Source organism: Paenibacillus sp. FSL R7-0312 (assembly GCF_038004445.1).
In the GTDB taxonomy this organism is placed as follows: Bacteria; Bacillota; Bacilli; order Paenibacillales; family Paenibacillaceae; genus Paenibacillus_AQ.
In genome coordinates this window covers 2,024,910-2,037,989 of sequence record NZ_JBBORE010000001.1, presented here as the reverse complement: position 1 = coordinate 2,037,989, position 13,080 = coordinate 2,024,910, and the positions used below count along the sequence as shown (strand labels likewise).

The window sequence follows — 13,080 nt, the reverse complement described above, 5'->3', positions numbered from 1 at the left end:
ATGGCGTACAGGCTTGATCGCCTGAAAACTGAATCCGAAACGAATCTGCGCTCTAAGAAATTTGGATAAGCCCTCGACCGATTAGTATTGGTCAGCTCCATGCATTGCTGCACTTCCACCTCCAACCTATCTACCTCGTCGTCTTCAAGGGGTCTTACTAGTTGGGAAATCTCATCTTGAGGGGGGCTTCACGCTTAGATGCTTTCAGCGCTTATCCCGTCCGTACGTAGCTACTCAGCCATGCTCCTGGCGGAACAACTGATGCACCAGCGGTACGTCCATCCCGGTCCTCTCGTACTAAGGACAGCTCCTCTCAAATTTCCTGCGCCCACGACAGATAGGGACCGAACTGTCTCACGACGTTCTGAACCCAGCTCGCGTACCGCTTTAATGGGCGAACAGCCCAACCCTTGGGACCTACTTCAGCCCCAGGATGCGATGAGCCGACATCGAGGTGCCAAACCTCCCCGTCGATGTGGACTCTTGGGGGAGATAAGCCTGTTATCCCCAGGGTAGCTTTTATCCGTTGAGCGATGGCCCTTCCATGCGGTACCACCGGATCACTAAGTCCGACTTTCGTCCCTGCTCGACTTGTAGGTCTCGCAGTCAAGCTCCCTTATGCCTTTGCACTCTGCGAATGATTTCCAACCATTCTGAGGGAACCTTTGAACGCCTCCGTTACTCTTTAGGAGGCGACCGCCCCAGTCAAACTGCCCGCCTGACACGGTCCCCGTACCCGCTTAGGGTACTAGGTTAGAACCTAGATACGATCAGGGTGGTATCCCAACGGCGCCTCCGCAGAAGCTTGCGCTCCTGCCTCAACGGCTCCCACCTATCCTGTACAGATCGTACCCAAATTCAATATCAAGCTGCAGTAAAGCTCCATGGGGTCTTTCCGTCTTGTCGCGGGTAACCTGCATCTTCACAGGTATTAAAATTTCACCGGATCTCTCGTTGAGACAGCGCCCAAGTCGTTACGCCATTCGTGCGGGTCAGAATTTACCTGACAAGGAATTTCGCTACCTTAGGACCGTTATAGTTACGGCCGCCGTTTACTGGGGCTTCGGTTCACAGCTTCGGGTTTAACCCCTAACCACTCCCCTTAACCTTCCAGCACCGGGCAGGCGTCAGCCCGTATACTTCGCCTTGCGGCTTCGCACAGACCTGTGTTTTTGCTAAACAGTCGCTTGGGCCTTTTCACTGCGGCCCCCTCGGGCTATTCACCCTACCGAGGCACCTCTTCTCCCGAAGTTACGAGGTCATTTTGCCGAGTTCCTTAACGAGAGTTCTTCCGCGCGCCTTAGAATTCTCTTCTCGCCTACCTGTGTCGGTTTGCGGTACGGGCACCTTCTCCTGGCTAGAGGCTTTTCTTGGCAGTGTGAGATCATGACCTTCGCTACTACAATTTTCGCTCCCCATCACAGCCCAGCCTTATTGATGTGCGGATTTGCCTACACATCAGCCTCACTGCTTAGACGGACACATCCATCAGTCCGCGTCACTACCCTCCTGCGTCACCCCATCGCTCATAGCGGATTACGGTGGTACAGTAATTTCAAACTGTTGTCCTTCGACTACGCCTTTCGGCCTCGCCTTAGGTCCCGACTTACCCTGAGCGGACGAGCCTTCCTCAGGAAACCTTGGGCTTTCGGCGGATCAGATTCTCACTGATCTTTTCGTTACTCATACCGGCATTCTCACTTGTATGCTGTCCAGCGCTCCTTACGGTACACCTTCAACCCACATACAACGCTCCCCTACCCCAGATACAAAGTATCTAGCCATAGCTTCGGTGGTGTGTTTAGCCCCGTTACATTTTCGGCGCAGAGTCACTCGACCAGTGAGCTATTACGCACTCTTTCAATGGTGGCTGCTTCTAAGCCAACATCCTGGTTGTCTGTGCAACTCCACATCCTTTCCCACTTAACACACACTTGGGGACCTTAGCTGATGGTCTGGGCTGTTTCCCTTTTGACAATGGATCTTAGCACTCACTGTCTGACTCCCGGCAAGAAGTTAATGGCATTCGGAGTTTGACTGAGCTTGGTAACCCTTGCGGGCCCCGCACCCAATCAGTGCTCTACCTCCACCACTCCATTCACCGAGGCTAGCCCTAAAGCTATTTCGGGGAGAACCAGCTATCTCCGAGTTCGATTGGAATTTCTCCGCTACCCCCACCTCATCCCCGCATTTTTCAACATGCGTGGGTTCGGGCCTCCAGTGCGTGTTACCGCACCTTCACCCTGGACAGGGGTAGATCACACGGTTTCGGGTCTACGTCCACATACTCATTCGCCCTATTCAGACTCGCTTTCGCTGCGGCTCCGTCTTCTCGACTTAACCTTGCATGTTAAACGTAACTCGCCGGTTCATTCTACAAAAGGCACGCCATCACCCAGTAATAGGGCTCTGACTTTTTGTAAGCACACGGTTTCAGGTTCTATTTCACTCCCCTTCCGGGGTGCTTTTCACCTTTCCCTCACGGTACTGTTTCACTATCGGTCGCCAGGTAGTATTTAGCCTTAGCAGATGGTCCTGCTGGATTCATACGGGGTTTCACGTGCCCCGCACTACTCGGGATCCGTCTCGGAGAGAACACAGTTTAGGCTACAGGGCTTTTACCTCTATCGCGGGCCTTTCCAGACCTCTTCACCTACCATATTCCTTTGTAACTCCATGTGAGACGTCCCACAACCCCAAGGGGCAAGCCCCTTGGTTTAGGCTGTTCCGCGTTCGCTCGCCGCTACTGACGGAATCACTATTGTTTTCTCTTCCTCAGGGTACTTAGATGTTTCAGTTCCCCTGGTCTGCCTCTGCGTATCCTATGTATTCAGATACGAGTAACTGCGAATTACCACAGCTGGGTTTCCCCATTCGGACACCCCCGGATCAAAGCTTGCTTACAGCTCCCCGAGGCAGTTTCGTTGTTCGCCACGTCCTTCGTCGGCTCCTGGCGCCTAGGCATCCTCCGTGTGCTCTTATTAGCTTAACCGTCACTCCGGTGTTTCGCTTGCTTGCTCATCTTGTTTTGAATACTGCTCATGGATTGCTCCATTCACCAACACATTCAAAGCCAAAGGTCGCTGCACAATCGAAAACCTTCGTTCTGCACTAATAACTATTTCAACTTGCTTATACAAGTTTCAGCTAAAAGATGTTCTAAAACGCAAATTCGTTTCGGTATCCAGTTTTCAAGGATCAAGGTGCTGAAATTTCGGGACAATCACGACTGTGATGTTCAAAAATTCAGACGATATTAAAGTTTCTAGACATAACAAATTGATGAAGTTTGTTGGTGGAGCCAAGCGGGATCGAACCGCTGACCTCCTGCTTGCAAGGCAGGCGCTCTCCCAGCTGAGCTATGGCCCCGCAAATTCCATCAAAACCGAACAAATGGATACGCGTTAAGTATCTTTTGGAAGCTTTAGCTTCCGATTTGAATGTCACCGCTTCCGGCAACGATTCTCCATAGAAAGGAGGTGATCCAGCCGCACCTTCCGATACGGCTACCTTGTTACGACTTCACCCCAATCATCTACCCCACCTTCGGCGGCTGGCTCCCTTGCGGGTTACCCCACCGACTTCGGGTGTTGTAAACTCTCGTGGTGTGACGGGCGGTGTGTACAAGACCCGGGAACGTATTCACCGCGGCATGCTGATCCGCGATTACTAGCAATTCCGACTTCATGCAGGCGAGTTGCAGCCTGCAATCCGAACTGAGACCGGCTTTGCTGGGATTGGCTCCACCTCGCGGTTTCGCTTCCCGTTGTACCGGCCATTGTAGTACGTGTGTAGCCCAGGTCATAAGGGGCATGATGATTTGACGTCATCCCCACCTTCCTCCGGTTTGTCACCGGCAGTCACTCTAGAGTGCCCAGCCTTACCTGCTGGCAACTAAAGTCAAGGGTTGCGCTCGTTGCGGGACTTAACCCAACATCTCACGACACGAGCTGACGACAACCATGCACCACCTGTCTCCGATGCTCCGAAGAGGGGCACTATCTCTAATGCTTTCATCGGGATGTCAAGACCTGGTAAGGTTCTTCGCGTTGCTTCGAATTAAACCACATACTCCACTGCTTGTGCGGGTCCCCGTCAATTCCTTTGAGTTTCAGTCTTGCGACCGTACTCCCCAGGCGGAGTGCTTACTGTGTTAACTTCGGCACCAAGGGTATCGAAACCCCTAACACCTAGCACTCATCGTTTACGGCGTGGACTACCAGGGTATCTAATCCTGTTTGCTCCCCACGCTTTCGCGCCTCAGCGTCAGTTACAGCCCAGAAAGTCGCCTTCGCCACTGGTGTTCCTCCACATATCTACGCATTTCACCGCTACACGTGGAATTCCACTTTCCTCTTCTGTACTCAAGTCACCCAGTTTCCAGTGCGACCCCAGGTTGAGCCCAAGGTTTAAACACCAGACTTAAATGACCGCCTGCGCGCGCTTTACGCCCAATAATTCCGGACAACGCTTGCCCCCTACGTATTACCGCGGCTGCTGGCACGTAGTTAGCCGGGGCTTTCTTCTCAGGTACCGTCACTCCGGTAGCAGTTACTCTACCGGACGTTCTTCCCTGGCAACAGAGCTTTACGATCCGAAAACCTTCATCACTCACGCGGCATTGCTCCGTCAGGCTTTCGCCCATTGCGGAAGATTCCCTACTGCTGCCTCCCGTAGGAGTCTGGGCCGTGTCTCAGTCCCAGTGTGGCCGTTCACCCTCTCAGGTCGGCTACGCATCGTCGCCTTGGTGGGCCGTTACCCCACCAACTAGCTAATGCGCCGCAGGCCCATCCCCAAGTGGCAGATTGCTCCGCCTTTCATTCTCTCTTCAGGAGAGGAAAGAAATTATCCGGTATTAGCTACCGTTTCCGGTAGTTATCCCAGTCTTGAGGGCAGGTTGCCTACGTGTTACTCACCCGTCCGCCGCTAAATTCATTTGAAAGCAAGCTTTCAAATGAACTCCGCTCGACTTGCATGTATTAGGCATGCCGCCAGCGTTCGTCCTGAGCCAGGATCAAACTCTCCAAATTGTATTTAGAAAGAGCGATTGCTCATTTTGAAACTGACGATTCATTAAATGAATCTTGTAAAAATTAACGCGTTCCATTTGTTCAGTTTTCAAAGAACTTGCTCCCGGCATTTCAACACTATGTATCTTGCACAGGAATTAGATCATATCATGTTTGCGTATTTCTTGTCAACTTATTTTTTCTTCGCCGCTTGTTTCAGCGTCGATGTCTCATAAGCACAAGAGATAATATATCATGCGAATCAGATGTTTGCAAGCCTTTTTTATAAATAAAATCAAGAACGCATAAATACCCTCTATACCGCACAAATTGATTCCCATAATACATCGCTTATGGCTACAATAGGATTTATCTTCATCTTATAGATGCTCCTGCTAATTCCCGTCTCTGAAAGGAGTCCTTATGTCCAACAAGTCTATACCCGCTGCTCCTGCCACCGCTATTGAGGAATCCCGCAATTTGCAGCAGGCAACCATTTACCGGATTTTACTCGCAGTCAGTTTTGTTCATCTGTTCAATGATTCCATCCAGGCGCTTATTCCGGCGATGTTTCCTGTACTGAAGGATAACATGCTGCTCTCTTATGCCCAGATTGGCTGGATTGCGTTCGCGCTTAACCTCACCTCCTCGGTGATTCAGCCCATTATCGGCTTTGCCGCTGACCGCAAACCCCGCCCAATTCTGCTTCCTCTGGGGATGTGCTGCACTTTTGCCGGCGTCTTCTTACTCGCTTTTGCCGGGAACTACGTACTTGTCATCATATCCGTGATGCTCGTAGGCTTTGGTTCAGCCGCCTTTCATCCGGAAGGCATGCGTGTAGCCCATATGGCCGCCGGTCAACGGAAGGGGCTGTCGCAATCTATTTTTCAGGTGGGCGGCAACGCCGGTCAGTCCTTGGGTCCGCTTCTGATGAAATGGGTATTCATCCCCTTCGGGCAGATGGGGGCCCTCGGGTTCACCGTAATCGCCGCTGCCGGGATCGCCATCCAGACTTATGTGGCCCGCTGGTACCGGGAGATGCTTGATTCCGGGTATACTTTTCGCAAAAAATCAGTGTCCCGCTCCATTGACCCCGCCCGCAGCAAACGTATTCTGATTACAACGGTCATTCTGGTCTTCATTGTGTTCGTGCGATCCTGGTACGGTGCCTCCATCGGCGGCTATTATGCCTTCTACTTAATGGACAAATACGGAATGACACTTGATGATGCTCAGATCTATATTTTCATGTATCTCGCGGCTGGTGCAGTCGGGACGTTCTTCGGGGGGCCGCTCGCGGACCGTTTCGGCCGCCGCAATCTCATCCTGGTCTCGATGATCGGGACGGTGCCGTTTGCGCTGGCTCTGCCTTTTGTGAGCCAGTTCTGGGCGGCAGTGCTGCTGATCATCTCCGGGTTCATCCTACTATCCAGTTTCTCCGTAACTGTGATCTACGCGCAGATGCTGTATCCCGGCAATATCGGTACGGTCTCAGGTCTGATTACCGGACTTGCCTTCGGTCTTGGCGGTATAGGATCTGTTGTAATCGGACATTTCATTGATACGATCGGAATCGGGACGGTGTTCGTAGCCTGCGGATTCCTTCCTCTGCTTGGCCTGCTGGCCCTCCTCCTGCCAGGGGACAGGAAGCTTGAGGAATGGGCGGCAGAGTAAACAACTGGACCCGCTATCTCTGTATGAGAACAGTCCATCCTTCCCTGAGCGGGAAAGATGGGCTATTTTTGTAAAAAACGCGGTCAATCGCAGAGAATTATTCAGGGGACTTTTTTTGCGGTACAATTAGTTTAAACTTTAATTAATCATCGTCAGGCTGAAGACTCCTAAGGAGGTAGGCAATTGAAGAATATACTTACGAAAATCCGCAAAGGGTACGGTAAAAAGCTAGTATCCATTCACATGTGGAATGCCTGGCTGGTCTTGTTCCTCGCGCTCAGCGGCCTGATGCTGGTGGGCGGCTTCTGGAGGGAGATACTGGGGGAAGGCAGAGTGTGGCTGAAATGGGGCCATATTGTGTTTGGAGTGGCGCTGCTGATCCCTGTAGTCTACTATTTACTGCTGGCTGCGAAGCATTGGAAGCGATTGAAGGGCAAAACGGGACAAAAGGCTAATGTCATCTTCGTCCTTACTCTTTTGACCGGCTGGCTGGTCTCCGGAGTTGTCCTGTGGCAATTCAGGCTTGCCGGGCCCAGAGCGGCTAATAGTGCGCTGTTCATTCATGATCTGCTGACTTGGATAGGACTCCCGGTGATCATCTACCATTCCGTTACCCGGGTTAAATGGCTGAAGGAGCCTAAGAAGCGCTCTATCGTAGCGGAGACGTTACCTGTAGAGAGTAATACTGAACCTACTGTACGGCCACGACCCGCAGCTTCGTCAGAAGCTCAGCCTATGTACACACGCCGCGGTTTCATCAAAGTGGCTGTAGGAGCAGGTCTCGCCGTAACGCTAGGCCCAACCTTTGTACGCTGGATCGGCAAATCCCTGCAGCTTCCGGGTACAGCCGATTATGCGGCCTCTAATGCCAATGCCCTGATTCCCGATCCGGTTCCGCTGGCGGAATCAACCCCTCCCATCGGCGGGGGTGCCGAAGGCAGCTTTCGTGTATACACCGTCACTGACATTCCCGCCTTCGATAACTCCAACTGGTCCTTTACTATCGATGGTCTGGTGGACAAAAAGTTCACCTGGAACTGGGAAGAATTCGTCAAGCTGCAGCGCGAGGTGCAGGTCAGTGATTTTCACTGTGTAACCGGCTGGTCCGTCTATAAAAACACATGGGAGGGTCTTCCACTCTATAAGCTGCTGGATATGGCCGGTGTGCAGGATGAAGCTGTCACGGTCAAGCTCTACTCGGGAGACGGGGTCTACACGGACTCACTAACGCTGGCTCAAGCGCGGATGGAGGATATCATGGTGGCTGTAATGCATGACGGCAAACCTATCCCTAATCAGCTCGGGGGACCTGTACGCTTGGTTACTCCGCAAATGTATGCCTACAAGTCAGTTAAATGGCTCAACCGCATCGAATTGATCGCAGGTGATCATGTCGGCTATTGGGAACAGCGCGGGTATGACATTGATGCCTGGCTGCCTAATGCCAAACGGGTATAACTGCTGCTGGCGCCTCCATATCATGCGGGTTTGAACCGCAGCTGTGGTCATCAAGATAACAAGCCTCCATTCCCATCAGGGTACGGAGGCTTGTTTTCATGTACTATAAGTTTTTGAATGAAGCATCATATAGACGGAACATGGTTTTGTAGCCTGACTCATCAATCTTGATACCTACATCCAGACGGCCCGATATTTCCAGCGGACCGGAAGTATGACGGAGCTTGCTGCCTTCAGGGACAAAGACGATCATAATCTTGTTCCAGTAGGTCTCATCACCATTATCAAACGGGCACTCTGCACCCGGTTCTGGAATAAGGAGAAACCAGTTCTTTTCAAAAGAAAGGACTTCGCCCATAAAGCCCTTGATCGTAACGTGGCTGCCGCTTAGATCCCAGAACTTCTCTGAGGGCCGGGTCTGATCGTCACCGTCAAAGAAACCGTTCCAGTCAATATCAGTCTTCCCTGCAGGGGCTGCTGCCGCTGTATTCGGCGTATTGGCAGGCTGTGCCGGGCTGGACGCCGGGACATCGCCGGCTTTAGCTGCTGCTGGCTCAGCACTAGGATTCCCCGCGTCCTTTACCTTTGCCGGTTGCCCGGGTGACGGCTGCGGCTTTGTGCTCTCCACAGGAGAAGGAGATGCAGAGCTTGTGACAGCATCATCAGCAGTCTTCTTGGGAGACTCCTGAGCCACAGCAGATTCAATTGCCGAAGTTGCAGAAGGCATAGCTGAAGGTTGGGACGTGACACCCGCTTGAGCCTCTGCTATCTCAGATCCGGAGTCTGCATTTGTTGATTGCACTACCGGAGCATCCTTCACAGCAGGGGAGGGTGAGGCCGGAGCCCGGGCAATTTGAGAAGCTGGTTGCGGGACATCCGCCGCTTGTGCTTCCGTTGCTGGCTCGTCCGTTCTATCTGATGCCTCTACTGCCGCAGCAAAGGATTGTCCGCTGCCCTCCGCTGCGTTGTTCTGTCCGCAGGCCGGAAACAGCAGCAGACTTATGACGGATGCCAATATCAGGATCATCCTTCCCTGTACTCGTATCAAGTGTGTATCCCTCCTAAGATTTGAACAAAGCGAGCGGATGCATCCGGTACATCCGGAATGCCGGCCCCAGTGAGGACAGCAGACCAATGGCAATGGCGCCAAGGACGATATACCAATGCTCCGGCGTCCAATGGAAAGACTCTATTTGAATACCTGCCTGCGAGAATAACATATCCTTCAGCAGGTAGGCTCCGAGATGACCCAGCAACAGACCGGTGATCAGTCCGGTTACCGTCACGAGCAGGCCTTCAGTGGTTAACGTCAGCCATACATAAACCCTTGATTTCCCGAGAAGTCGTAAAATCCCCACATCCTTGGTCCGCTCTGAGGCAGCTGCAATCATGGATAATAAAATGGCAATGCCGGCGAGCAGCACGCAAATAGCCGTCAATACACCGAGCAGCCGGGAGCCCTGATCTACCGCATTCAGCACATCGGAGACCGCCTTGCTTGTATAAGCCGCCTGAACACCATTGCTGCCGTCAAGCGCCTGTTTCAGATCATGAGCTCCAAGCAAGCTGGACGGTTTGACCAGCACAGCAGTAATCTCCCGCTCCTCAGGTGCCAGCCCATGCACAGCCCAGGCGTAGTCCACGGTCGTAAACACCGCACGGTCATCCGGGGTGTGAAGTTCAGGGAGAATGCCTGCAACGGTGTATTGGAAGCTCTCGTGCGCATGCTCCTCGTCATGTTCTCCTCCATGCTCTTCGTCCTCCACATGTCCAGCTGCTTCCTCAGTCCCATGATCCTCCTCATGCTCCGTTTCTGCCCCCGCATGACCTTCGTCCTGCACAAGCCCGTGTGCCCCCGTAAAGGTATCTCCTACTTTCAGTCCCAGGGCCCGGGCCACATACGAACCTATAATCGTCTCTCCGGTATGTCCATACATCGTGCCTTCCTGAAGCTTGCTGTCACCATACCGGGTAAAGAAATAACCGGAATCCAGCCCGACAATCGGATAACCTTTGAAGTTATCTCCTGTTGTCATCGCAAAGGCTACATCGACAGACAGATCCTGCTTCGCTTGATCCAGAACTGCAAGCGGAATGTTCCCCGTGGGCGCACCGATATGATAAAAAGTATTGAGCACCAGCTGAGTCTCGCTGCCTGCCGCTCCTATAACAAGGTCGAATGGCCCATAGCCTTTCTTCGCCCCCTGCTCCACGCTCTCGCGGGATAGTGTCAGCAGAACGATAAAACCAACAGTGATGGCCACTGCACATACGGTAAGTAAGGACAGGAACCGCCGGTGCAGCACGTTGCGGAGGGTCAGTCTAAACAGACTCATAACGTCACCTTTTCCCGTTTCCCGAGAGGGACCTGCTGCTTAGGCAGTGCATCCCGGTGCACTTTATTAATCTCCTGAATGTTCAGACAGCGCGGGAAACGGTCCGCCATATTGAGATCATGTGTTACAACGATTAGAGTATGGCCGTGAGTCCTACTAAGGTCCAGCAAAAGCGAGGAAATCTCATCTGCAGTCTCCCAATCCAAGCTGCCCGTAGGCTCATCAGCCAACAGCAGCGGCGGCTGATTCACTAATGCCCTTACAATTGCAACCCGCTGTTGTTGTCCGCGCGACAGCTGGGAAGGAAGATGCTTGCTGCGGTCCGCCAGGCCCACCTGTTCCAGCAAGCTGTCAACAATCTGCTTCCTCTCCTTATGCGGAAGCCGCGAGGTCATAGCAATCTCGACATTCTGCCTGGCTGTCAGCGAAGGAAGCAGATGAAAGTCCTGCAGCACATAGCCGATAGCAGAAGCCCGGAAAGCATCCCGCTTCGACTCTGTCATATTGTGAAGCGGTTGGCCGTCCACAACAATCCCGCCGCTGTCCGCACTCATCATTCCGCTAATTAAATGCAGGAACGTGCTTTTACCGGACCCGCTGGGTCCGGTAATGGCTACGTGTTCTCCTTTTTCAACATACCACTGGGGGATATCGAGAATCGGCACAAATCTTCCGTCCACTTTGAACTGTTTTTTCAAATCCCGAATTTGGAGCAATAAGGCCACTCCTATCTCAATAGAATACGTTCAGACAAAGCATCCCAAGTTAAGGTTGTTCCCTTCAGCTGGTTGAATGCACTAAGCGGCAGGTACAGCACGCCATTATCAATATCTACTGTGTACGATGCTGCCTTGCCGTTCAGCTTGGCTGTCTTATCCGTCAGGTTAACATCAATCGTATTCTTCGCAAAAGTCAGCTTAGCAGCGGCTGTATCCCCTTTATAGGTTCCTCCAAGCGCTTTGGCCAGAGCCTCTGCCGGGTAGAGCACCTCATTGTCACGGCTGATTTTAAACTTCGGATACACATATTTGGACTGCAGCTCTGCCGAACGCTTATTCAAATCGATACCCAGTATACCTGCGCCTGCCGTTGCGATTTGAGTGTTGTCTACCTGACCTTTCACCTTGTCCGCAATTGGACCATAAGCCCAGACCCCCACATCCACAGCCGAGTGTCCGTGACCAGACCAGCCTACCAGCAGACGCTTGGAAATCACCGCATTATACGCACCTTCACGTTTGTAAGAAGAACCGTCGCCATTCATGATCTGAGTAACTTCCTCTTCAGAGAGATCCGTAATCCATGTATTCGCCGTCACGATACTGCGGATCTCTTCCGGTGTCTGTGCCGCTTCAAGATCTGCTGCCAAACTTTCGGAGGAATGCTTCTGCTTGTTCCACAGATCGATGTTGATCTCGTAAATATTGTCGCGCGAGAGTGACAGGCCGCCTGTTTCATGGTCAGCAGTGACTACCACCGAAGTGTTGCCATTTTTCTTCGCAAAATCAATGGCTGTCTTGAATGCAGCATCAAAGTCGAGCGTTTCCTGAACAAGCGTCGGCAGATCGTTGGCATGACCGGCATGGTCGATACGCCCGCCTTCAATCATCATGACAAATCCGTCTTTATCCGTAGACAAAATATTCAGCGCTTTAGAGGTCATCGCCGCCAGACTCGGAATTTCTGCAGTCCGGTCCGGGACATAGGCAACATGCGAGCTGCCGAACAAGCCCAGCACCTTGGTGTTTTTGGAGGTGAGCGCATTTAAGGCCGAAGTATTCTCAACCACAGTGTATCCTTTGGCTTTGAAATCAGGGAGGATGTTCTTGTCTGTGCGTTTACCCTTCTCATCTTTGGTTACAAAAAACTGCTTGCCGCCGCCCAAAAGAACATCTACGCCGCTCTCCAGATATTGCGAGGCAATCGCCGATTCATTATCACGGCTGCGGACATGAGAAGCGTAAACGGCTGGTGTAGCATGGGTGATGCGGGCTGTGGTCACAAGGCCGGTTGCCTTGCCTGTGCTCTCGGCAGCTTCAATAATGGATGCGAATGGCTTCGATACGTCCTCATTGGAGACGCTGATGCCTGCATTGTAAGTTTTATGGCCTGTAGCAAATGCAGTACCGGCTGAAGCAGAGTCTGTGACGATCCCGGAAACGACTTTCCCGCCGTCCTCTCCCCGGTCTGCATATGTAGTAGCTTGTCCTACGTAGTAAGGATCGAGGTTCAGATGATTGACGCTTTTGGTGTATTGTTGAAAATATCTGGCCGCAGAAATTTGGGCCGGGCCCATGCCGTCGCCAATCAGAACGATAAGATTTTTAGACTGGGCTTTTGCAGTCCCCCCAGTGCCCGCCGGGCTCTGCGCTGCTCCTGCGAGCGTCGCCCCCGAAACTACAGCTGCAGCCAATCCTCCAAAGACAATGCCCTTCATTAGCTTCTTCATCATATACCCCTTCCTCATTATGGTGATTCTTATCCAAGCTTACCTTGGAAAGGTTAACCAATTGTCAAATTAAGTACGGGGTTGTATTAAATTATCAGTTACTCATATATTGCTATAACGTTTATCCGGAATTCTTTCACACAGAAAAAGCCCT

6 protein-coding genes, 1 tRNA gene and 2 rRNA genes are annotated in these 13,080 nt (G+C 52.2%); 2 read left to right on the top strand and 7 right to left on the bottom strand.

What is annotated here, in order from left to right; all coding sequences use genetic code 11:
* Window positions 1-61: 61 nt before the first annotated feature.
* The 3 genes from MKX70_RS08770 to MKX70_RS08760 all read right to left on the bottom strand — a co-directional run bounded on the left by MKX70_RS08770 (window position 62) and on the right by MKX70_RS08760 (window position 5,030).
* Window positions 62-2,992 (bottom strand): 23S ribosomal RNA (locus MKX70_RS08770).
* A gap of 301 nt (window positions 2,993-3,293) precedes the next feature.
* A tRNA-Ala gene (locus tag MKX70_RS08765) sits at window positions 3,294-3,369 on the bottom strand.
* Between the two features lie 103 nt (window positions 3,370-3,472).
* Window positions 3,473-5,030 (bottom strand): 16S ribosomal RNA (locus tag MKX70_RS08760).
* Together the 16S and 23S rRNA genes with 1 tRNA gene alongside form the textbook arrangement of a ribosomal RNA operon.
* 402 nt (window positions 5,031-5,432) lie before the next feature.
* On the opposite strand from MKX70_RS08760, the gene MKX70_RS08755 reads away from it, so the two are divergent.
* Window positions 5,433-6,683, top strand: coding sequence for an MFS transporter (locus MKX70_RS08755; RefSeq protein WP_042240029.1), 1,251 nt, complete (start codon window positions 5,433-5,435; stop codon window positions 6,681-6,683).
* 183 nt (window positions 6,684-6,866) lie between these two features.
* Window positions 6,867-8,141, top strand: a complete 1,275-nt coding sequence (locus MKX70_RS08750) for a molybdopterin-dependent oxidoreductase (RefSeq protein ID WP_340839923.1) — start codon at window positions 6,867-6,869, stop codon at window positions 8,139-8,141.
* A gap of 103 nt (window positions 8,142-8,244) precedes the next feature.
* Here the strand turns inward: MKX70_RS08750 and MKX70_RS08745 are convergent, their stop codons facing one another.
* Genes MKX70_RS08745 through MKX70_RS08730 form a run of 4 tightly spaced genes read right to left on the bottom strand, consistent with a single transcriptional unit; the run spans window position 8,245 to window position 12,926 of the window.
* Window positions 8,245-9,189 carry a hypothetical protein gene (locus MKX70_RS08745; protein ID WP_340781920.1) on the bottom strand — a complete coding sequence of 315 codons (945 nt, stop codon included), beginning with the start codon at window positions 9,187-9,189 and terminating at the stop codon, window positions 8,245-8,247.
* 13 nt (window positions 9,190-9,202) lie between these two features.
* Window positions 9,203-10,477, bottom strand: coding sequence for an ABC transporter permease (locus tag MKX70_RS08740; RefSeq protein ID WP_042240037.1), 1,275 nt, complete (start codon window positions 10,475-10,477; stop codon window positions 9,203-9,205).
* Entirely contained in the window at window positions 10,474-11,202 is a 729-nt protein-coding gene (locus tag MKX70_RS08735) for an ABC transporter ATP-binding protein (protein ID WP_340781918.1), read from the bottom strand. Before MKX70_RS08735 ends, MKX70_RS08740 begins: the two co-directional genes overlap by 4 nt.
* 2 nt (window positions 11,203-11,204) lie before the next feature.
* The gene (locus MKX70_RS08730) at window positions 11,205-12,926 is read right to left on the bottom strand and encodes an alkaline phosphatase (RefSeq protein WP_445323702.1); all 1,722 of its coding nucleotides are present in this window, start codon (window positions 12,924-12,926) and stop codon (window positions 11,205-11,207) included.
* Window positions 12,927-13,080 lie beyond the last annotated feature (154 nt).

Excerpts from the sequence above, each read along its gene's own strand:
- MKX70_RS08755 (WP_042240029.1), top strand. The coding sequence starts at position 5,433 with ATGTCCAACAAGTCTATACCCGCTGCTCCTGCCACCGCTATTGAGGAA.
- MKX70_RS08740 (WP_042240037.1), bottom strand. The coding sequence starts at position 10,477 with ATGAGTCTGTTTAGACTGACCCTCCGCAACGTGCTGCACCGGCGGTTC.
- MKX70_RS08730 (WP_445323702.1), bottom strand. The coding sequence starts at position 12,926 with ATGAAGAAGCTAATGAAGGGCATTGTCTTTGGAGGATTGGCTGCAGCT.